General features: G+C 49.8%; 21 protein-coding genes. 7 read left to right on the top strand and 14 right to left on the bottom strand.

Annotated features, from left to right (window positions below; genetic code table 11):
* Window positions 1-12 precede the first annotated feature (12 nt).
* The gene (gene thiI, locus EC843_RS12610) at window positions 13-1,461 is read right to left on the bottom strand and encodes a tRNA uracil 4-sulfurtransferase ThiI (RefSeq protein WP_133522331.1); all 1,449 of its coding nucleotides are present in this window, start codon (window positions 1,459-1,461) and stop codon (window positions 13-15) included.
* A 204-nt stretch (window positions 1,462-1,665) separates the two neighbouring features.
* On the opposite strand from thiI, the gene xseB reads away from it, so the two are divergent.
* The 4 genes from xseB to EC843_RS12590 are packed head-to-tail and all read left to right on the top strand — an operon-like array spanning window position 1,666 to window position 5,718.
* A complete protein-coding gene (xseB, locus tag EC843_RS12605; RefSeq protein WP_034493701.1) occupies window positions 1,666-1,908 on the top strand; it encodes an exodeoxyribonuclease VII small subunit in 243 nt (80 codons plus the stop codon).
* On the top strand, window positions 1,909-2,808 hold the full coding sequence (gene ispA, locus EC843_RS12600; protein ID WP_064549159.1) for a (2E,6E)-farnesyl diphosphate synthase: 900 nt from the start codon (window positions 1,909-1,911) through the stop codon (window positions 2,806-2,808).
* Window positions 2,809-2,825: 17 nt separating this feature from the next.
* A complete protein-coding gene (gene dxs, locus EC843_RS12595) occupies window positions 2,826-4,688 on the top strand; it encodes a 1-deoxy-D-xylulose-5-phosphate synthase (RefSeq protein WP_133522330.1) in 1,863 nt (620 codons plus the stop codon).
* A 55-nt stretch (window positions 4,689-4,743) separates the two neighbouring features.
* Window positions 4,744-5,718 (top strand): aldo/keto reductase, encoded by a 975-nt coding sequence (locus EC843_RS12590; RefSeq protein WP_064549164.1) that lies wholly within the window; start codon window positions 4,744-4,746, stop codon window positions 5,716-5,718.
* Window positions 5,719-5,886: 168 nt separating this feature from the next.
* Here EC843_RS12590 and EC843_RS12585 read toward each other — a convergent pair whose 3' ends face one another.
* Window positions 5,887-6,567, bottom strand: a complete 681-nt coding sequence (locus EC843_RS12585; protein WP_064549166.1) for a DUF1120 domain-containing protein — start codon at window positions 6,565-6,567, stop codon at window positions 5,887-5,889.
* 375 nt (window positions 6,568-6,942) lie between these two features.
* Here EC843_RS12585 and EC843_RS12580 point away from each other — a divergent pair, with 375 nt between their 5' ends.
* Window positions 6,943-7,605 carry a DUF1120 domain-containing protein gene (locus EC843_RS12580; RefSeq protein WP_064549168.1) on the top strand — a complete coding sequence of 221 codons (663 nt, stop codon included), beginning with the start codon at window positions 6,943-6,945 and terminating at the stop codon, window positions 7,603-7,605.
* Between the two features lie 618 nt (window positions 7,606-8,223).
* On the opposite strand, the gene pgpA is transcribed toward EC843_RS12580, so the two are convergent.
* The 6 genes from pgpA to nrdR all read right to left on the bottom strand — a co-directional run bounded on the left by pgpA (window position 8,224) and on the right by nrdR (window position 12,312).
* Window positions 8,224-8,730: a phosphatidylglycerophosphatase A gene (pgpA, locus tag EC843_RS12575; RefSeq protein WP_133522329.1), complete on the bottom strand. Its 507-nt coding sequence runs from the start codon at window positions 8,728-8,730 to the stop codon at window positions 8,224-8,226.
* Window positions 8,717-9,694: a thiamine-phosphate kinase gene (gene thiL, locus EC843_RS12570; protein WP_121814225.1), complete on the bottom strand. Its 978-nt coding sequence runs from the start codon at window positions 9,692-9,694 to the stop codon at window positions 8,717-8,719. Before thiL ends, pgpA begins: the two co-directional genes overlap by 14 nt.
* A gap of 57 nt (window positions 9,695-9,751) precedes the next feature.
* Complete coding sequence (gene nusB, locus EC843_RS12565) at window positions 9,752-10,171, bottom strand: transcription antitermination factor NusB (RefSeq protein ID WP_034457944.1); 420 nt, start codon at window positions 10,169-10,171, stop codon at window positions 9,752-9,754.
* 20 nt (window positions 10,172-10,191) lie between these two features.
* On the bottom strand, window positions 10,192-10,662 hold the full coding sequence (gene ribE / locus EC843_RS12560) for a 6,7-dimethyl-8-ribityllumazine synthase (protein ID WP_064549174.1): 471 nt from the start codon (window positions 10,660-10,662) through the stop codon (window positions 10,192-10,194).
* 76 nt (window positions 10,663-10,738) lie between these two features.
* Window positions 10,739-11,857 (bottom strand): bifunctional diaminohydroxyphosphoribosylaminopyrimidine deaminase/5-amino-6-(5-phosphoribosylamino)uracil reductase RibD, encoded by a 1,119-nt coding sequence (gene ribD / locus EC843_RS12555; protein ID WP_133522328.1) that lies wholly within the window; start codon window positions 11,855-11,857, stop codon window positions 10,739-10,741.
* Between the two features lie 5 nt (window positions 11,858-11,862).
* Window positions 11,863-12,312 (bottom strand): transcriptional regulator NrdR, encoded by a 450-nt coding sequence (gene nrdR / locus EC843_RS12550; protein ID WP_064549177.1) that lies wholly within the window; start codon window positions 12,310-12,312, stop codon window positions 11,863-11,865.
* 151 nt (window positions 12,313-12,463) lie between these two features.
* On the opposite strand from nrdR, the gene EC843_RS12545 reads away from it, so the two are divergent.
* Entirely contained in the window at window positions 12,464-13,024 is a 561-nt protein-coding gene (locus EC843_RS12545) for a DUF3251 domain-containing protein (RefSeq protein WP_133522327.1), read from the top strand.
* An 884-nt stretch (window positions 13,025-13,908) separates the two neighbouring features.
* Entirely contained in the window at window positions 13,909-14,802 is an 894-nt protein-coding gene (locus tag EC843_RS12535) for a nucleoside-specific channel-forming protein Tsx (protein WP_064549181.1), read from the top strand.
* A 36-nt stretch (window positions 14,803-14,838) separates the two neighbouring features.
* Here the strand turns inward: EC843_RS12535 and EC843_RS12530 are convergent, their stop codons facing one another.
* From EC843_RS12530 to tgt, 6 genes are all read right to left on the bottom strand, one after another.
* The gene (locus EC843_RS12530; RefSeq protein ID WP_133522325.1) at window positions 14,839-15,555 is read right to left on the bottom strand and encodes a YafY family protein; all 717 of its coding nucleotides are present in this window, start codon (window positions 15,553-15,555) and stop codon (window positions 14,839-14,841) included.
* A 72-nt stretch (window positions 15,556-15,627) separates the two neighbouring features.
* Window positions 15,628-15,993: a VOC family protein gene (locus EC843_RS12525; RefSeq protein WP_064549342.1), complete on the bottom strand. Its 366-nt coding sequence runs from the start codon at window positions 15,991-15,993 to the stop codon at window positions 15,628-15,630.
* Window positions 15,994-16,133: 140 nt separating this feature from the next.
* On the bottom strand, window positions 16,134-17,105 hold the full coding sequence (gene secF, locus EC843_RS12520) for a protein translocase subunit SecF (protein ID WP_064549185.1): 972 nt from the start codon (window positions 17,103-17,105) through the stop codon (window positions 16,134-16,136).
* A gap of 10 nt (window positions 17,106-17,115) precedes the next feature.
* On the bottom strand, window positions 17,116-18,963 hold the full coding sequence (gene secD, locus EC843_RS12515; protein ID WP_074388604.1) for a protein translocase subunit SecD: 1,848 nt from the start codon (window positions 18,961-18,963) through the stop codon (window positions 17,116-17,118).
* Window positions 18,964-18,990: 27 nt separating this feature from the next.
* Complete coding sequence (yajC, locus tag EC843_RS12510) at window positions 18,991-19,323, bottom strand: preprotein translocase subunit YajC (RefSeq protein ID WP_034457929.1); 333 nt, start codon at window positions 19,321-19,323, stop codon at window positions 18,991-18,993.
* A gap of 21 nt (window positions 19,324-19,344) precedes the next feature.
* Window positions 19,345-20,472, bottom strand: a complete 1,128-nt coding sequence (gene tgt / locus EC843_RS12505) for a tRNA guanosine(34) transglycosylase Tgt (RefSeq protein ID WP_064549189.1) — start codon at window positions 20,470-20,472, stop codon at window positions 19,345-19,347.
* Window positions 20,473-20,541: the final 69 nt, after the last annotated feature.

The raw sequence follows: 20,541 nt of genomic DNA, 5'->3' as shown, positions 1-20,541 counted from the left end.
AGGGCGTAGAATTTACGCGCGATAAACCTTCACGTTCTCAAAACCTTGCTCACGCAGATACAGCGCCTGCAAACGGCTCATCACACCGCGGTCGCACCACAGCAAATAATTTTTGCTCTGATCCAAATCACCGAATGCGGTGCTCAGTTTATAGAATGGCAGTGAAGCCACTTCCACGCCTTCTGGCTTAAATGGCTTCTCGTCTTGTTCGTCGATAGAACGAATATCCAACAGCACATCATTCGGGCCAAATGCGTCAACGGTTTCAACTTCCGTTACCACTTCTTTGGACTGATTGGCAATTTCACGGATGTCGATATTGGTTGCTTCTTCAACCACGCGGTCAAGAATGGAGAAATCGAAATTGGCTTCTTCTGCTTCAATCTTCGCTTTCACCGCTTTGACGGTTGGGCTTTTCGAAATCACACCGCAGTATTCCGGCATGGTACGCGCAAAGTCAGCGGTACCGATTTCACGTGCCAGATCGATGATGTGCTCTTTATCGTGAGAGATCAGCGGACGCAAAATCAGCGTATCGGAAACGTTGTCGATTAAACGCAGGTTGGTCAGCGTCTGGCTGGAAACCTGGCCCAATGCTTCGCCGGTCACCAGTGCCTGCACGCCATAACGCTCGGCCACTTTGGAAGCCGCGCGCACAAACATACGCTTCAGCACCACGCCCATCTGGCCGTCTTCCACTTTCTCGAGGATTTCGCCAACCACAGGTTCGAAGTTAATCGCCACGAAACGCACGCGGTGCGAACTACCAAAACGGTTCCACAAATAGTGCGCCACTTGTTTAACGCCGATTTCGTGCGCTGCACCACCGAGGTTAAAGAAGCAATAGTGCACACGGCAACCGCGGCGCATCAGCATGTAGCTGGAAACACCGGAGTCGAAACCACCGGAAATCAGCGACAGCACATCTTCTTGCGTGCCAATCGGGAAACCGCCAATGCCTTCATAACGGCCTTTCACCAGCAGCAGGCGATCGTTTTCAATTTCCAGATTAACGGTCACATCAGGTTTAGTCAGTTTTACACGCGCTGATTCAATGTGTTGATTCAGGCCGCCACCAACATAACGTTCAACTTCAATTGAGCTGAACTCATGCTTACCACGACGTTTCACACGCACACAGAAGGTTTTGCCTTCCAGTTGCTCGCGATAAAGCTCCAGCGCCTGTTCAAAGATATTGTGCAAATCGGTAAACGGCACATCTTCGACTTCCAGAATATGGTGAATCCCAGGAATGCGGGTCAACGCTTCACGAATGGCGATACGCTGATTTTCATCTTTAGCGCGAACTTCAATGTTGTCCCAGTGGCGAACAACCGCCAGATCTTCATCGTAGTGTTTTAAAACGTTGCGAATGTTCCCGGTGAGCATTTTAATAAAGCGTATGCGCACAGATTGACTCTTGATGGTGATTTCCGGGAACAATTTAATGATAAACTTCATGGCGGCTTAGATTCGTTGATGAGCCAGGCATGACTAATCATGCGGGCTGGAAGACTTAAAGAACTGCAACGGCGAGTTGCCGCTGCATCCGAGGCGCGCAAGTATATCACTAACCTCTGCTAACCAACATGCTCATGGTTACTTGCTTGCCAGTTTCCGCTACCATTGCAGAGTCGCAAAAATTATTAGAGTCAGACATTCACTATGCCGAAAAAAACCGAAGTCCCGGCCAGTTTTGAAACTGCGCTTGTGGAGCTTGAGCAGATAGTTACTCGTCTTGAGAGCGGCGATTTAGCACTCGAAGAGGCGTTAAATGAATTTGAACGTGGTGTGCAGCTCGCACGTCAAGGTCAGGTGAAACTGCAGCAAGCAGAACAACGCGTGCAAATCCTGCTAAACGATAGCGAAGACGCTCCACTCAAGCCTTTTACCCCGGATAACGAGTAAATGGATTTTAACCATCAGTTGCAGGCCCACGCCGAGCGGGCCAACGATGCGCTGCTGCGTTTTTTAGCGCCGCTACCGTTTCAGAACACTCCTCTGGTTGAGGCCATGCACTATGGTGCACTATTTGGTGGCAAGAGACTGCGCCCTTTCCTGGTCTACGCGACCGGGGAAATGTTCGGCATAGCGCAAGAAACTCTGGATGCCCCAGCTGCGGCAATCGAATGCATCCACGCTTATTCATTGATCCATGACGATTTACCTGCCATGGATGACGACGATTTGCGTCGTGGCCAACCGACCTGCCACATCAAATTCGGTGAAGCGAGCGCCATTTTAGCCGGAGATGCCCTACAAACCCTGGCGTTTTCTATACTAAGTGATGCGCCAATGGCTGGCGTGGCGATTGCAGACAGACTGGCGATGGTAAAAGAACTGGCAACCGCCAGTGGCGTTGCCGGTATGTGTGGCGGCCAGGCGTTAGATTTGGAAGCCGAAGGCCAGCATGTTGACCTACAAAGTCTTGAGCGTATTCATCGTCATAAAACCGGCGCGTTAATTCGTGCAGCAGTTCGCCTGGGCGCATTAAGCGCAGGTGATGCGGGACGTAACGCCCTGCCTTTACTCGACCATTATGCCGACAGCATCGGCCTGGCATTCCAGGTGCAGGACGATATTCTCGATGTCATCGGTGATACCGCGACACTGGGTAAACGTCAGGGCGCGGATCAGCAACTGGGTAAGAGCACTTATCCGGCACTGCTAGGGCTAGAAAATGCCAAAACCAAAGCGTGGGATCTCTATCAGGAATCTCTCCGGGCGCTGGAAGGCCTGGCTCGCCAGTCGTTAGACACTACCGCACTTGAAGCGTTAGCGAGCTATATCATCCAACGTGATAAATAAGATGAGTTTCTAATTTAATGAGTTTTGATATTGCCAAATACCCGACCCTCGCACTGGTGGAATCAGCCCCTGAGCTACGCCTGTTGCCAAAAGAGAGTTTACCGAAACTGTGCGACGAACTGCGTCGTTACCTGCTCGATAGCGTAAGCCGTTCCAGCGGGCACTTTGCCTCAGGTCTTGGCACGGTAGAACTGACCGTGGCGCTTCACTATGTGTATAACACGCCGTTCGACCAGTTAATCTGGGACGTCGGACATCAGGCTTATCCGCATAAAATCATTACTGGCCGCCGTGACAAAATTGGCACCATTCGTCAGAAAGGTGGCCTGCATCCTTTCCCATGGCGCGCCGAAAGCGAATATGACGTATTGAGCGTCGGCCATTCGTCGACCTCAATCAGTGCCGGAATTGGCATTGCAGTGGCCGCCGGAAAAGAAGGTAAAGACCGCCGTACCGTCTGTGTGATTGGCGATGGCGCAATCACCGCGGGTATGGCGTTTGAAGCGATGAACCACGCGGGTGACATTCGCCCGAACATGCTCGTTATTCTCAACGACAATGAAATGTCGATCTCCGAAAACGTCGGCGCGCTGAATAACCACCTCGCGCAACTGCTTTCCGGGAAACTCTATTCTTCGCTGCGTGAAGGCGGGAAAAAAGTGTTCTCCGGCGTACCGCCGATTAAAGAACTGCTCAAACGCACCGAAGAACACCTGAAAGGCATGGTCGTTCCTGGCACTTTGTTTGAAGAGTTAGGTTTTAACTATATTGGCCCGGTTGATGGGCATGACGTTGTCGGCCTGGTCAATACGCTGAAAAACATGCGCGACCTGAACGGCCCGCAATTCCTGCACATCATGACCAAAAAAGGCCGTGGCTACGCGCCAGCTGAAAAAGACCCAATTAGCTTCCACGCGGTGCCTAAGTTTGACCCGCAAAGCGGCACGCTGCCGAAAGCCGCTGGTGGCCTGCCGAGTTATTCGAAAATCTTCGGTAACTGGTTATGCGAAACCGCAGCCAAAGACGACAAACTGATGGCCGTAACGCCTGCGATGCGCGAAGGCTCAGGCATGGTCGAGTTTTCACGCCAGTATCCGTCACAATATTTTGATGTCGCTATCGCAGAACAGCACGCTGTGACGTTCGCCGCTGGTCTGGCGATTGGCGGTTATAAACCCGTTGTCGCCATTTACTCCACCTTCCTGCAACGCGCGTACGATCAGGTGATTCACGACGTCGCTATCCAGAAGTTGCCGGTGTTATTTGCCATCGACCGCGCTGGTATTGTCGGCGCTGACGGGCAAACCCACCAGGGCGCGTTCGACATCTCCTTCCTGCGCTGCATTCCAGAAATGGTCATCATGACACCCAGTGATGAGAACGAATGCCGCCAGATGCTGCACACCGGTTATCACTACAACGACGGCCCATCAGCGGTGCGTTATCCACGTGGCAACGGTACTGGCGCTGAATTACAACCGCTGGAATCGCTGCCAATCGGTAAAGGTGTTAAGAAACGCGCAGGTGAAAAAATTGCGCTGCTGAACTTCGGCACATTGTTGCCAGAAGCCGAAGCCGTTGCTCAATCCCTTAACGCAACGCTGGTCGATATGCGTTTTGTGAAGCCGCTTGATGAAGCGTTGATTCTTGAGTTGGCTGCCAGCCATGAATCGCTGGTCACCATCGAAGAAAATGCGGTAATTGGCGGTGCTGGTAGTGGCGTCAACGAAGTGTTGATGGCTAACCGTAAGGTGGTTCCGGTGCTGAATATCGGTTTGCCTGATTACTTCATCCCTCAAGGTACACAGGAAGAGGCACGCGCCGCCATAGGCCTGGATGCCATCGGTATGGAAAACCGAATCCGCGACTGGCTTAAATAATCCCCTGCTCCACTCCTGCTATGCTTAAAAGATCCTGAATAGCTGGAGTGGAACCATGCAATACAACACGTTAGGAAAAACAGACCTCAAAGTTTCCCGTCTTTGCCTGGGTTGTATGACCTATGGTGAGCCAGACCGTGGCAATCACGCCTGGACGCTTCCTGAAGAGAGCAGCCGTCTCATCATCAAACACGCCATCGATAACGGCATTAATTTCTTTGATACCGCCAATAGCTATTCCGACGGTAGCAGCGAAGAGATTGTCGGGCGCGCCTTGAAAGATTTCATGCGCCGTGAAGATGCCGTCCTCGCCACCAAAGTTTACTTCCCGGTTGGTGATTTGCCCGAAGGACTTTCGCGCGCGCAGATTATGCGTTCGATAGATGACAGCCTGAAACGCCTGGGAACCGATTACGTCGATCTGTTACAAATCCACCGCTGGGATTACAACACGCCAATTGAAGAGACCCTTGAAGCACTCAATGACGTGGTGAAAGCAGGTAAAGCGCGATATATCGGAGCTTCATCGATGCACAGTTCACAACTGGCTCAGGCGTTGGCTTTGCAAGATCAACATGGCTGGGCGCGGTTTGTCACTATGCAGGATCACTACAATCTGATCTATCGTGAAGAAGAACTCGATATGCTACCGCTGTGCTACGAACAAGGGATCGCGGTGATCCCATGGAGCCCGTTGGCCAGAGGCAAATTGACTCGTCCGTGGGGTGACACTACGGCGCGCTCAGTCTCTGATGAAGTCGGTAAAGATCTATACGATGCCAGCCATGAAAACGATGCGCTAATTGCGGAGCGGCTGGCGAATGTTGCAGATGATAAAGGCGCTACGCGCGCGCAAGTAGCACTGGCGTGGTTGCTGAGTAAACCGGGGATTGCTGCACCGATTATTGGCGTTTCTCGTGAACATCAGTTGGATGATTTATTGGCAGCGGTGGATTTAACACTGAAGCCTGAGGAGATTGCGGAGCTGGAAACGGTATATCAACCGCATAAAAGGGTCGGATTTAAGTAACGCCCTCACCCTAGCCCTCTCCCCCAGGAGAGGGAACAGAACCAGGTAAGCGGGGCCGGGTCGCCCACAAAAGCCCCGCTAATTTTGTCACAAGGATGTACGCTACTTTATAAACTTAATCTCAACTCATTCGCTCTTGCGAGGGTATTAAATTGTTATATTACGAAATTAAAGATATACCATACTGATAGTGAGTTCACCATCCAGAATGGCTTCATCGGTAATCCCTAAAGTATCCGTTGGAGCAATAGCCATTGCAACTTCCAGCGGAATAGTCGCGGTTGTAAATGCCACTGGAACTCCATCAATCCCAACAGTCATAGTACGAATGTTCGCTTCCTGGAAATACACCCCGGCACCCGCATCAGTGATCACTGTCCAGGAGCCAGATAAACTTTGTTCGTAAATCATTTGAGCAGAAACACCATCAGCCAGGGCCTGGTCATATTTAACCTTCACCCCATAAGCACCGATTTTAGCCCCTTCGGCAGTGGTACCTAAACCATTAATATAACCCGTATACGACTCACCTGCCTTTTTACCGTTAGCAAACACTACATCCATCGGCACTTTAGTATTTGGGCGATTATCAATTGTTGTAAAACCGACTTTCACTGGAGATTCACAATTAATTTCAAGCGTGACATCTTTTGAGCCCATTTGATTATCTTCTGTAGCTGACAAGTCACCTAAAGTTATATTTCCGTAATCAATCACGCCACCATTGCTGAGAACGGGTGTGCAGGCCCCCATAGTTAACGTGCCATTAACGTTCAGAGTGGCGGTATTAGCCGCATAAGATGAACAAGTAGCGGTAGCAATAAGACTAGCCAGAATGATTTTCTTCATTGTAAAACCTTTATGTAATTAAGTGATTTATTTATTTTATAAATACATGTAACACATACATATAATTTATCTATAATTGCCATGTGTGATTGACAATTACATTCTACTCAGAAAAAAAGATTATACATATTTGCTTGCCGCTTGATATATGCACTTACAATAAAAATATAATAAGGTTTGGATTTTTAATGTATTACAACCTGCTCAATCAACCATTCGAATTAATGCCAATACCCTGGTGTTTTAAATATAGTTAAAAACTTAATTATTACCTGCATCACTACTCTAAAAAAATGTTTTCGTAGATAATGCCTGGTTCGAAAAAAAACAAGACGCAAATATATTTATATTAATCACCTATTACCAGGAATTACTATGAAAAAAATTATTCTGGCAAGCTTGATTGCTGCCACTTCTTCATCCTCTTATGCTACAGATACAACAGCATTGAAAGTTCAGGGCAAGCTGATTATGGCTGCCTGCACACCAAACATGAGTAACGGCGGGGTAGTTGATTTTGGTTCTCTTTATGTAGGCTCAATGAACTCAACAGAAATTAATGAAGTGGCTGTTCAGCATATGAATTTTACTATTGAGTGTGGTTCTACTGTCAAAGTGGGTTTTACTACAACAGACAATCGTCAGGATAGCGATGCTGGCCTACCAGTAAAATTTAGCGATGGGGTTGTTGTAAGCGATATTCAAAGCCTCTTTGGTTTTGGTAAAACAGCGAGTGGTGTTGATATTGGTTCTTATAGTATTCGAATCGATGAAAATAATGTCACTATTGACGGCGTTATTACACCGATTCTTTCTCGGGATCATCATGCTGCTACTGGATGGGTTCTGAGCGATGGTATTCTGGCAGAGGGTGATCTTCGTACCATAGCCGTTGGTTCTGGTCTGATGCCACAATCCTTTACCACATGTGCTTTCCCTCTAACGTTGGCTGCGACTGTTCAGCCAACAAATATACTGGGCATTACTGATAAAACGGAACTGGATGGAGAAATAACATTTAGCCTGACTTACCTCTAATAACCAGGTTACATGTTGAGTACTTTACTGGGGTGGTGCTTCCCCCGGTAGAGAGAGCCAGCCAAAATGAAGATTGCTTTTAACCAGCACCAGGATATTCCATTCTTAATAGTGCATAAATCTGATTAACCTATTTTCTACTCTCCTGAAACTTGAACTTTTCTTTAAACTTGAAAAAACTGATTAAAAAAATTCATAACAAGTTGTTTTTAAAGATATTTAAAGGGTCTGTTTATGTTCCCTCTCCCTTAGGGCTGTCTCTTAGTCACATCTGCGTGAGTCGGGAGACAGTTCCGTTCACCCGATGTTCAGTGTTTTACATAGCCACTGAACCGGTGAACGTCTTAGGGTGGCCACCGTCGCCACCCTAAGAACCCGGACTCCCGGCAAATCAATCGCCGCAAGCGGCGATTGATTTGCCGGGCGCCAGGATTATCAAGGGATTGGCGTTAACCCCTTGATTCGCTCCCCGTTTTCTGGAATTAAAGAGATAACTGAACTCACGGGTGAACGGAAAATCAGCGAGGCTTAAAGATCTCACCCTGATAAAATTGCCAGGGCGAGTTGTGTATTAGAGACAGCCCTTAGGGAGAGGGCTGGCGTGAGGGTTGTCCTAAATCAGAACAAGCCAATCGGCCAATGGTGCCCAATCAGATAAATCACGCCCGCAGAAATAACACCCGCGACAATGTCATCTACCATGATCCCCATACCGCCGTGAATATTGCGGTCAAACCAGCGGATGGGCCACGGCTTCCAGATATCAAAGATGCGGAAAATCACAAAGCCTGCAGCCACCCAGCGCCAGTCGTTAATTGGCAGCGCCATCAGGGTTATCCACATGCCGATGAACTCATCCCACACGATGCTGCCGTGGTCATGAACGCCCATATCACGTGCAGTCTGGTGGCAAAGATAAACCCCGATACAAATGCCGAGCATGATAGCCATCGAGTAGAGCTGCCACGGCAGCAGGGTCATCAGATACCAGAACGGGATCGCCGCGAGCGACCCCGCTGTACCGGGCATAATCGGGCTTAATCCGCTACCAAACCCGGTGGCGAGCAAGTGCCACGGGTTGCTAAGCTTTAGACGGCTTTTAGCCACATCTTTAGAGCGAGGCAAAGTGGTCGTATCCTTTTAAATCCAGGGTTACCGGTTTGCCATTTTGCAGGAACTGTAGCCCTTCAGAAGCGGGTCCAACCTGGCCGATACAGGTAAACGGAACGCCAAGATTGCCGATGGCGACGTCCAGCGCACCGCGATTAACTTCTGGCACGGTGAAACACAGTTCGTAATCTTCGCCGCCAGAAAGCGCCCATTGCAAAGCTTGATCAGCACTGACATTCGCTTTCAGGGCATCAGAATATGGCAGAGCATCGAGATCAACGCGTGCACCACATTCACTGGCTTTAAGGATATGACCCAAATCGGAAATTAGCCCGTCAGAAAGATCAATTGCGCTGCTCGCCAGATCGCGCAAGGCCTGGCCCTGTAAAATCCGAGCTGTTGGGCGTAAATGGCGTTGTTTCAGATAGGCCGCTTGAGCAGGATCTTTGACGGTTAAACGGTCCTGCAAGATAGCCAGGCCCGCGGCGCTATCGCCAGGCGTGCCGGTGACATAAATCCAGTCGCCAATGCGCGCACCGCTGCGTTTTAGCGCACGGCCAGCAGGCACCAGGCCATGAATGCCAAGCGTCATGGAAAGTGGCCCACGGGTCGTGTCGCCACCAATTAGCTGCATATCGTAGTATTCGAGTTGCTCAAACAGGCTGTCGCTGAAGGCTTCAAGCCAGCTTTCATCGACTTCAGGAAGGGTAATAGCCAGCGTCAGCCAGGCAGGATCAGCGCCCATAGCGGCCAGATCGCTTAAATTTACCGCCAGCGCTTTGTAACCCAAATCGCGGGGGTTAATATCAGCCAGGAAATGAATGCCCGAGACAAGTGTATCGGTACTGATCGCGAGGACCTGCTTTTCGGCTACCGTTAGCAACGCACAATCATCGCCAATTCCGGTTTCCACATCGCGGCGGGAACTGCTTACGCGATCAAAATAACGGGCAATTAAGGAAAACTCACCGCATGCCATGCGTTATGCCTATAAATGAAATAGATAAAGAAAGGCCGGAATTAACCGGCCAGAAGATTACTTTTTGCGGGGACGAATTTGCGGAGCAGCTTTATCAAGAACACCATTCACGAACTTGTGGCTATCTTCGGCACCGAAGGTTTTCGCAAGATCGATGGCTTCGTTAATCGCCACTTTGTATGGCACGTCATCACGTTTAGCCAGTTCAAACAGTGCGATACGCAGAACCGCTTTTTCTACCTGACCCAACTCTTCGAGCTGGCGAGACAGGTAAGGCTTCATCAGCCCATCCAGATACGCGCTGTTAGTAGCCACCCCGACCAACAGTTCGCGGAAGTAGTTAACGTCAACGTCTTTGACGTCCTGTTCCGCCAGGAACTGGTATTCGACATCAGCGATGTCATTTCGAGATAACTGCCAGGAGTATAGCGCCTGAACGGCACACTCACGGGCACGGCGACGAGCAGCAGGTTTCACAGATTTCCCCTTACAAAAAATCAGGCCTTGATGGCTTTCAATACATTAATCATTTCAAGCGCGGTCAGTGCAGCTTCTGCACCTTTGTTACCGGCTTTTGTGCCAGCGCGTTCGATGGCTTGTTCAATACTTTCGGTGGTCAGCACGCCAAAGGCGACTGGAATACCACTTTCCTGCGCAACATGTGCCAGGCCATTGCTGGCACCACCAGCAACATATTCAAAGTGAGCTGTGCCGCCACGGATAACCGTACCCAGCGCAATAATCGCGTCGTAACGACCGGTTTTCGCCAGTGCGTCAGCCGCAAGTGGCAGCTCATAAGCACCCGGAACCCAGACCACGGTGATGTTTTCATCTTTAACCTGGCCGATACGTTTCAGGGCGTCAATCGCACCATCCAACAGGCTGTCATTGATGAAGTTGTTAAAACGCGCGATGGTGATGGCGACGCGAGCGTCTGGAGTTGCAACGGCTGCTTCAATAATGTTCATAATCTTCCTTTACGGGTTCTGTTTAGCCCCGCAGGGGGGCGGATTTTATCATAATCTTTTCGCGGCTGCTTACGTTTTACAAGCCGGCGTATCGCGGCGTCAAATGCAGACACAAATCAGGGCCAACCTGACGGACTTCACTAAAGCTAAATTCAGGCGCATCGGCTAATTTTTCAAGCCCAGGCAGGTTACACAAACCCCGCGCGTCATTGCCCAATAATTTCGGCGCAACGTAGACAATCAGCTCATCAACAAGGCCTGCCTGTAGCAGCGCACCGCCAAGCGTTGGGCCAGCTTCCACCCAAACAGAGTTTATCTGACGCTTGCCAAGCAACATCATCATTACCACCAGATCAAGGTGGCCTTTATGTTCTGGCACGATAAATTGTTCAACACCCGTAGGCCAGGTTTGCTGATCGGCCTGGCAACGGGCAAGCCAGGTCTCACCTGACTGAGCAATAATTCTGTGCTGTGGCGTCACCCGGTTTTCACGATCGAGAATAATACGCGTTGGCTGACGCAAATTTTCTTCGGCGTAAACCGCCTGAGTCGCGCTATCTAATTCATTCCAGCGCACTGTTAAAGAAGGGTTGTCCGCCAGAACGGTAGCGCTGCTGCTAAGAATCGCTGAACTTTGTGCGCGCAGACGCTGCACGTCGCGGCGTGATTCAGGCGAGGTAATCCACTGGCTTTCACCGCTAGCCATCGCAGTGCGCCCATCCAGAGAAGCCCCAAGTTTGAGCTGAATAAACGGGAAACCTGTGCGCATGCGCTTGAGGAAACCGCGGTTAATCGCCTCAGCTTCGTTCATCATCAAACCGTGGCTGACTTCAATACCCGCCTGTTGCAGCGCATACAACCCGCGACCAGCCACTTGCGGATTCGGATCCTGCATCGCGGCAACAACACGCGAAACACCAGCAGCAATTAACGCTTCACAACAAGGTGGCGTGCGCCCGTGATGGCTGCAAGGCTCGAGCGTGACATACGCCGTGGCACCGCGAGCTTTTTCTCCAGCCATCCTTAAAGCATGCACTTCCGCGTGGGGTTCACCGGCACGAAAGTGAAAGCCCTCACCGACAATTTCACCATCTTTGGCAATCACACAGCCGACATTCGGGTTAGGTGACGTGGTAAAACGGCCATGCTTTGCCAGTTGCATTGCACGAGCCATAAACTTTTCATCAAGCGACATCAGCATTAATCCTGTAAGCGGGCAATTTCTTCGCCAAATTCGCGGATATCTTCAAAGCTGCGATAAACCGAGGCAAAGCGGATATACGCCACTTTATCGAGTTTTTTAAGCTGCTCCATCACCAGATTACCAATCATTTTGCTTGGTACTTCTCGCTCGCCGGTTCCGCGCAACTGGGATTTAATATGGTTGACTGCCATTTCCACGTCGTCGGAACTGACCGGACGTTTCTCCAGCGCTTTTAGAATACCGCTTCGCAGCTTGTCTTCGTTAAATGGCTCGCGAACATCATTACTTTTTACTACCCGCGGCATCACCAACTCCGCCACTTCAAAAGTCGTGAAACGTTCATTGCAAACCAGGCACTGACGGCGACGACGCACGGAAGACCCTTCGCCAACAAGACGGGAATCAATCACTTTGGTGTCTACTGCGAAACAGAATGGGCAATGCATGGCGCGTCCTGAAGGATTATTCAAATGAACAATAGTTTACCGCGAAGTGGCAGGAGTACAAAGGCAACGCCGCCTCATCCCGCGAAATATGACTTTTCAATGGCGAACAGCTACGCTTAAATCAGGACAAAACCTTAAGGAAAAACTATTCATGACAAAGAGTTACCTAAGAATTATCCTGGTTACCAGCCTGGTGAGTCTCAGTGCTTGTGCCCAACAAACTGAAGTGCGCCAGATGAAGAGCGAAGTGGGTTCATTGAATAAAGAGATGACACAACTCACTGACCAAACCGTCAAACTTACGCAGCAAAATGCGCTGAATGCCAAATCAACAACCGGCGTCTATTTATTACCCGGTTCAAAAACGCCAGCGCGCCTGAATAGCCAAATAGGCAATTTGCAAATGTCACTGAGCAGCATCACCCAGGAAGCGAACGGTAGCCGCGTCATGCTGATTATCAAAGGTGAATCCAACGATCCGCTGCCTGCTTTCACCGGCAAAGTCGAATGGGGGCAGATTCAAGGCACCACGGATAACTACCAGGAAGTTAACGTGCAATCGCAGCAATTCAATGCGCCTGCGAGTGTATTAGCGCCGAGTGATATCAGTATCCCGTTGCAGCTTTCCGGGCTCTCACCTAATCAACCAGGTTTTGTTCGTATTCATGACATTCAGCCTGTAGACCCTTCACAGGCATTGCCCGCGCAATAATAGCCACAACCCTCACGCTTGTGCCGTCTCTTAGTGACATCTCAGTGAGTTGGGAGACTGTTCCGTTCACTCGGTGTTCAGTGTTTTATATAGCCACTGAACCGGTGAACGTCTTAGGGTGACCACCGTCGTCACCCTAAGAACCCAGACTCCCGGCAAATCAATCGCCGCAAGCGGTAAACACCGTTTTTCACCCAACATTCGCGGTCGTTCGCGACTCGTTCCCGACGATCGCTCACTCACGTGGTTCCCGACCACGTGACCCCGATTGAAGGGTGAAAAACGACGCGATTGAAGCCGGAACCCAGGGTCAACGTCAAAGGCTAAAGACAGCACCGATCCGGTTTTGACCTTGTTCCCGGTATAAATTGCCCCGGTGTTCCCCATAAATCAGGGTTGAGCTGCCGGAGCAGCGAAAGAGAGCGATCGTCGGACAAAAATGTCAGGAACATTTTTGAACAACGCTTGCGTTGGCCACGAAGTGGTTCGGCACAGGGATGTGCCGAATATAAGAGACAGGTCTTTGCGGGGGTAACCCACAGTCACATCTACGATTTTTGTTACATCTACCTGGACGCTATGCGTTAAAAACCCTCTCATCACAGCATTAAATCTAGTGATCTTAATCACATAAACTTGTAACCAATTAGCTTCTGTTTGCTTAAATTGGCGATACAGGTAAAATCTCGCCCGTTTTTAATGTGCGCAAACGTGAACGCAATCGATTACGCATGCAGCGATAATGTGAAATGAAGCATATTTTTGTGAGCAGGGATTTCTATAATAGGCGCGTCAATAAGAAACCAGCTGAATGGTTGATGACTTTAGGTGATCACTCGCTCCCTGCCCTCACGGGAATCATGTAAAAAACAGTGGCATATAAAATGAAAAAAATTATTTTGGCGGCTAGCACCGTCCTGGCGCTTTCAAGTTCTTTCACGGCTCACGCCGAAGATACAAAAAATTCCGAATATGTTTCCGACTGGTGGCATCAAAGTGTCAACGTTGTGGGCAGCTACCACACCCGCTTTGGACCACAGATCACTAACGACGTGTATCTGGAATATGAAGCATTTGCCAAAAAAGATTGGTTAGATTTTTATGGCTACATCGATATTCCAAAAACTTTCGGTTGGGGTAACGGCAACGACAAAGGTATCTGGGACGACGGTTCACGTATGTTCATGGAGATCGAACCGCGCTTCTCTATTGATAAGCTGACCGGCACCAGCCTGGCATTTGGCCCATTCAAAGAGTGGTACATCGCCAACAACTATATCTATGATATGGGCGCGCACGGTAACGATGCCAGCAAACAAAACACCTGGTACATGGGTCTGGGCACCGATATCGACACCGGTCTGCCAATGAGCCTGTCTCTGAACGTGTATGCGAAATACCAGTGGCAGAACTATGGCGCATCCAACGAAAACCAGTGGGATGGCTACCGTTTTAAAGTGAAATACTTTGTACCGATTACCAGCCTGTGGGGTGGTAACCTGAGCTACATCGGCTTCACCAACTTTGACTGGGGTTCAGATCTGGGCGATGACAACTTCATCGACAATAACGGCAAACATGCGCGTACCAGCAACTCTATCGCTTCCAGCCATGTCCTGGCTCTAAACTACGATCACTGGCACTACTCAGTTGTTGCCCGTTACTGGCACAACGGTGGTCAGTGGGCAGATAACGCCAGCCTGAACTTCGGTGAAGGTGATTTCAACGTGCGCTCTACCGGTTGGGGTGGTTACTTAGTGGTTGGGTACAACTTCTGATAACCGTCTGAAGCTTTAGAAAAAGCCGATCTGCTCTTAGCCGATCGGCTTTTTTGTTTCCGGCAAACATCCTTCACTTTGCTGCAATTGGATAAAATGGGCCAATGAACGATCTGGCCGCTCTGAAAAGTATCGTCCTGTTGGATCTACCGATACACAGCGATCGAGTCGAAAACTGCGGTAATCCTCACGCACTTCGCACCAGGCGACTAGCAGCCATACCTCGCCCCAAAATGTCAGCCCAAGTGGATGGACATTCCTGTTCGACGTTCGCCCCTTCTCATCTTCATAACAAACATGAAGCACCTGTAACTCCCCGATTGCACGATGAAAAATATCAAACCAGGTCTTAACCTGCGGGTATTTGTTAAAGTCTGGCGAAATGATGCGGCAACGCTCCGCAACAACTCGCCGCTGCGGCGTCAGTACCCCAAGCAACTTTTCCTCTGCTGTGCCCGCCGCTTGCGCAAGTGTTTCACCACTCCACGTTTGCACTAAACGTATCGCCGCAACTAACGCTTCCACTTCACCAGGGGTGAACATCAACGGCGGCAAATCATAGCCGGGTAATAAGCGATAACCGCAGCCCGCTTCACCCTCAATGGGAACGCCAGACAGGGACAAATCACGAATATCACGGTAGATAGTACGCTCGGATACTTCGAGGCGTTCGGCAAGCAGAGCCGCCGTCGACAACCGACGTCCACGCAGAATTTGTACTATTTGAAAAAGGCGATCCGCTCTTCGGCTCATAGGTTTCTTTTGTGAACGATGTGATGCCTGCCAGCATAACCGGCAGGCGTTTTCTGTTCAGTATATCCGTACTCAAGACGGTTGATGTAAGCCAACCCGATTCCCTTCGCTGTCGGTGATGAGTGCAAAAGTACCAATGTCATCCGGTAATTCCTGCGGGCCGAACACACATTCGCCTCCGGCCTTGGCCACCCGTTCAAGCATGGCGCTTAAATCAGGCGCATGCAGGTAAACCACCGTGCCTTGCGCAGAAGGTTTAAACGCATCAGATTTTAGTAGTGCTCCACCGGGATTCGGCTTGGTATGTGGGAAGATTGCCATTTCCATTCCAGACATCGTTTCACGATGAAAATCAGTCGCGAAAACAGCCTCATAAAATGCTGTTGCACGTTCCAGATCCTGTACCGGGATTTCAAACCAATTGATGATAGTGCTCATGTTTAACTCCTCAATGATGATGTTCAACATTGAGTCTAACTAGCCCCTCCTGACAGCATACTGTCAGGAGACTTTTACTCAGACGAAAAAAAACCGCAGCACAATGGCTGCGGTTTTAGCTTCCAGCAAAACCCTAAAGGTTAAGGCAGAATCGATGGCTGATCCGCACCTTCTTTTTCCACTTTCTGCTGCAACATGTGCTCGCGCTTCATGCCCAGCTTCAACGCCAGCGCGGACGCGACGTAAATGGAAGAAACAGTACCGATAGAAACACCGATAAGCATCGTCAGGGAGAAGCCTTTCAGCATTGCCCCACCGAAGAGATACAACATCAGAATCACCACCAATGTGGTACCAGAGGTGATCAACGTACGATGCAGAGTCTGCGTCAAAGAAACGTTGAAGATCTCATATGGAGTCCCGCGACGGATCTTACGGAAGTTCTCACGGATACGGTCTGATACCACGATACTGTCGTTCAGTGAGTAGCCGATAACCGACATCAATGACGCGACGATGGTTAAGTCTATCTCAATGTGGAACAACGACAGCACACCCAGAGTGATAACGACGTCGTGCATCAACGCAATAACCACACCGGCAGCCAGACGCCACTCAAAACGGAAACCGACGTATACCAGAATGGAGATAAGCGCAGCTAACAACGCCAAAGCACCATTCTGAGCCAGATCCGCACCCACGCTTGGGCCAACGAACTCAATACGTTTTACACCGGCATTCTGGCTGGTTGCTTCGTTAATGACCTTAACGACCTGGCTACCCAGCACCTGACCACCGGTTTCCCCTTGGGCAGGTGGCATGCGCACCATGATGTCACGGCTGCTACCAAAATTCTGAACCAACGGATCCTGGAATCCAGCTTTCTCCAGTGCACTACGCATCATGTCCAAATCGGCTGGTTTTTCCAGCGAGATTTCGATGACGGTACCGCCGGTGAAATCCAGACCCCAGTTAAAACCTTTCACCCCGATAATCACGACGGAAAGGATTAACAGGAATCCGGAAATACCGAAAGCCCAGAAATCCCAGCGCATAAAGTCATGGACTCTACGGCCGTAGTTTAATTGTTCAACAGTATATTCCTGTGCCACAACGCACTCCTCAGATAGACAGCTTGTTGATGCGTTTGCCGCCGTACAACAGGTTTACGATGGCACGGGTACCGACAATTGCGGTAAACATGGACGTCGCCACACCAATACCGGTCGTGATCGCAAAGCCTTTAATTGCCCCGGTGCCTACGGCATACAGGATGATGACCTTGATAAGCGTCGTGATGTTAGCATCGAAAATAGAGCTGAACGCGCCCTGATAACCTTCGTGGATAGCCTGTTGCACCGAACGCCCGTTACTAAGTTCTTCCTTAATACGTTCGTTTATCAGTACGTTAGCATCGACGGCTACCGCAAGGGTTAACACGATCCCCGCAATCCCCGGCATGGTCAACGTTGCCCCTGGAAGCAGGGACATAATCCCGACAATCATCACCAGGTTTACCAACAATGCGGAAGTCGCAATCAGACCAAACTTCTTATAGAAGAACAGCATAAAGATGATTGAAACTGCCAGACCTGCCAGACACGCTTCCAGACCTTGCTTGATGTTTTCCATACCAAGGGTTGGACCGATGGTACGTTCTTCAACAATTTGGATTGGTGCGATCAATGCACCCGCACGCAGCAGCAAAGAGAGCTGACGCGCTTCGTTCGGGTTGCTGATACCGGTGATACGGAAGCTGTTACCTAAGCGCGACTGAATGTTTGCCACGTTGATAACTTCTTCTTGTTTCGCCAGAATTGAACGACCGGTTGCATCTTTCTTACCGCTGTCTTTGTACTCCACAAACAGGGTTGCCATCGGTTTACCGATGTTGTCCTTGGTGAAGTTAGACATGATGTTACCGCCAGCACTATCCAGTGAAATATTCACCTGTGCCTGGTTGTATTCATCGGTGCTCGAAGTGGAGTCAGTGATATGGTCACCGGTCAGAATCACACGCTTGTACAGGACAACCGGTTGACCTTCACGGGTATTTTTCACTTCGGAGTCACCCGGCACGCGGCCAGAGGCAGCAGCGGTGGCATCCACGTTGGTGTTAACCAAACGGAACTCAAGTGTTGCTGTCGCGCCGAGAATTTCTTTCGCACGTGCAGTATCCTGAATACCAGGTAATTCAACCACGATACGATCTGCACCCTGGCGTTGTACCAGAGGTTCAGCCACACCCAGTTGGTTTACACGGTTACGCAGGATATTAATGTTCTGCTGAACAGCATACTCACGCGCTTCGCTCAGACGAGCGTCCGTCATTACAGCACGCAATGCGTTGCTGCCCTGAGCGGAAATCACCAGGTCACGATGGCGTGGAGATAAATAAGAGATAGCGTCATCACGCGTTTTGCTGTCACGGAAGACAACATCAGCACCATAGTTATCGGCTTTACGCACGTTGGTGTAAGCGATGCTCTTTTCGCGCAAGTCAGTACGCAGGTTATCAATGGTTTGTTCCTGCAACTTGCTCAGTGCGGTATCCATGTCGACTTCCATCAGGAAGTGCACGCCACCACGCAGATCAAGACCCAGTTTCATTGGTTCTGCGGAAATAGCGGATAACCAGCGAGGAGTAGCCGGAGCAAGGTTAAGTGCGACGACATATTTGTCGCCTAATACGCCCATCAGCGCTTCACGAGCGCGCAGCTGCGTATCAGTGGTGTCAAAGCGTGCAAGAATTGCACCCTCGGATAGCGCCACAGACTTAGCGGTGATTTTATCTGCTTTTAAGGTGTTCTGGACCTGGATCAGCGTTTGTTCACTGGCGGCGACGCCGCGCGCGCCAGTGATCTGAACTGCCGGATCCTCACCATATAGGTTGGGAAGTGCGTATAGCAGACCGACGATAAAGACGACGATCAGCATGATGTACTTCCACAAAGGATAGCGGTTTAGCACGGTAGTTCCCTTAGGGAAAAACGAAAATTACAGCGCCTTCATAGTGCCTTTCGGCAGAACGGCAGCTACGAAATCACGCTTGATAACCACTTCAGTGGTGTCGTTTAGCGCGATTGAGATATAGCCAGTTTCAGCTACTTTCACTACGCGACCAACCAGACCACCAGTAGTCAGCACTTCATCCCCTTTAGAGATAGAGTCCATCAACTTTTTATGCTCTTTGGTACGTTTTTGCTGTGGGCGCAGGATCATGAAATAGAAGATCAGACCAAATACCACCAGCATAAGAATCAAAGAGTACGGGCTACCTTGCGCCGGAGCACCTGTTGCAGCAACCGCATCAGAAATGATAAAGCTCATTCAAAATCCCTCATTATTAAATTAATCAACATTCAAAGGTGGAACTGGTTTACCGGTTCGCTCGTAAAAATCACTCACGAAGTGCTCTAATTTACCCTCTTCAATGGCCTTGCGTAAACCAGCCATTAAACGCTGGTAATAGCGCAGGTTATGAATCGTGTTGAGTCGTGCGCCGAGTATTTCGTTGCAACGGTCAAGATGATGCAAGTAGGCACGTGAATAATTGCGACATGTATAGCAATCACATTCAGAATCCAACGGCGAAGTGTCATCTTTATGCTTAGCATTGCGGATTTTAACCACACCATCGGTGACAAAAAGGTGACCATTACGTGCATTGCGGGTTGGCATCACGCAGTCGAACATATCAATACCGCGACGAACACCTTCAACAAGGTCTTCCGGTTTCCCTACGCCCATCAAGTAACGAGGCTTATCTGCAGGGATTTGCGGGCAAACATGTTCCAGAATCCGGTGCATGTCTTCCTTCGGCTCACCTACAGCCAGGCCGCCGACAGCGTAGCCATCAAAGCCTATCTCTACCAGACCTTTTACCGAGATATCTCGTAAATCTTCGTAAACGCTACCCTGAATAATGCCGAACAGCGCATTTTTATTCTCAAGAGAATCAAAGCGATCGCGGCTACGCTGTGCCCAGCGCAGAGACATTTCCATGGAACGCTTCGCGTAATCCCAGTCAGCAGGATATGGCGTACATTCGTCGAAGATCATCACGATATCGGAACCGAGATCGTATTGAATTTCCATGGATTTTTCTGGATCGAGGAAAATCGCGTCGCCGTTAATTGGGTTGCGGAAATGCACACCAGCTTCGGTGATTTTACGGATATCGCCCAGGCTAAATACCTGGAAGCCACCGGAGTCAGTCAGGATTGGACCTTTCCACTGCATGAAATCATGTAAGTCACCGTGCAACTTCATGATTTCCTGACCAGGACGCAGCCACAAGTGGAAGGTGTTGCCCAGAATAATCTGTGCGCCAGTGGCTTCAACTTCTTCTGGCGTCATCCCTTTTACGGTGCCATAAGTGCCAACAGGCATGAAAGCAGGCGTTTCTACAACGCCACGGTCAAACACCAGGCGGCCACGACGAGCGCGTCCGTCGGTTGTATCTAATTCAAATTTCACATTTCCTCCAGCATCAGAGAAACAGTCTGATGGTTAAGACAAAACGTCGTCGGATTGACCGGCGACGTA

The sequence above is a fragment of the Buttiauxella sp. JUb87 genome (genome assembly GCF_004361975.1).
Taxonomy (GTDB): Bacteria; Pseudomonadota; Gammaproteobacteria; order Enterobacterales; family Enterobacteriaceae; genus Buttiauxella; species Buttiauxella ferragutiae.
The sequence above is the reverse complement of the archived record's forward strand: the minus strand, read 5'-3'. Positions and strand labels throughout refer to the sequence as shown.

Coding starts and splice junctions, on each gene's coding strand:
- thiI (WP_133522331.1), bottom strand. CDS start 1,461: ATGAAGTTTATCATTAAATTGTTCCCGGAAATCACCATCAAGAGTCAA.
- xseB (WP_034493701.1), top strand. CDS start 1,666: ATGCCGAAAAAAACCGAAGTCCCGGCCAGTTTTGAAACTGCGCTTGTG.
- ispA (WP_064549159.1), top strand. CDS start 1,909: ATGGATTTTAACCATCAGTTGCAGGCCCACGCCGAGCGGGCCAACGAT.
- dxs (WP_133522330.1), top strand. CDS start 2,826: ATGAGTTTTGATATTGCCAAATACCCGACCCTCGCACTGGTGGAATCA.
- EC843_RS12590 (WP_064549164.1), top strand. CDS start 4,744: ATGCAATACAACACGTTAGGAAAAACAGACCTCAAAGTTTCCCGTCTT.
- EC843_RS12585 (WP_064549166.1), bottom strand. CDS start 6,567: ATGAAGAAAATCATTCTGGCTAGTCTTATTGCTACCGCTACTTGTTCA.
- EC843_RS12580 (WP_064549168.1), top strand. CDS start 6,943: ATGAAAAAAATTATTCTGGCAAGCTTGATTGCTGCCACTTCTTCATCC.
- thiL (WP_121814225.1), bottom strand. CDS start 9,694: ATGGCATGCGGTGAGTTTTCCTTAATTGCCCGTTATTTTGATCGCGTA.
- ribE (WP_064549174.1), bottom strand. CDS start 10,662: ATGAACATTATTGAAGCAGCCGTTGCAACTCCAGACGCTCGCGTCGCC.
- ribD (WP_133522328.1), bottom strand. CDS start 11,857: ATGTCGCTTGATGAAAAGTTTATGGCTCGTGCAATGCAACTGGCAAAG.
- nrdR (WP_064549177.1), bottom strand. CDS start 12,312: ATGCATTGCCCATTCTGTTTCGCAGTAGACACCAAAGTGATTGATTCC.
- EC843_RS12545 (WP_133522327.1), top strand. CDS start 12,464: ATGACAAAGAGTTACCTAAGAATTATCCTGGTTACCAGCCTGGTGAGT.
- EC843_RS12535 (WP_064549181.1), top strand. CDS start 13,909: ATGAAAAAAATTATTTTGGCGGCTAGCACCGTCCTGGCGCTTTCAAGT.
- EC843_RS12530 (WP_133522325.1), bottom strand. CDS start 15,555: ATGAGCCGAAGAGCGGATCGCCTTTTTCAAATAGTACAAATTCTGCGT.
- EC843_RS12525 (WP_064549342.1), bottom strand. CDS start 15,993: ATGAGCACTATCATCAATTGGTTTGAAATCCCGGTACAGGATCTGGAA.
- yajC (WP_034457929.1), bottom strand. CDS start 19,323: ATGAGCTTTATCATTTCTGATGCGGTTGCTGCAACAGGTGCTCCGGCG.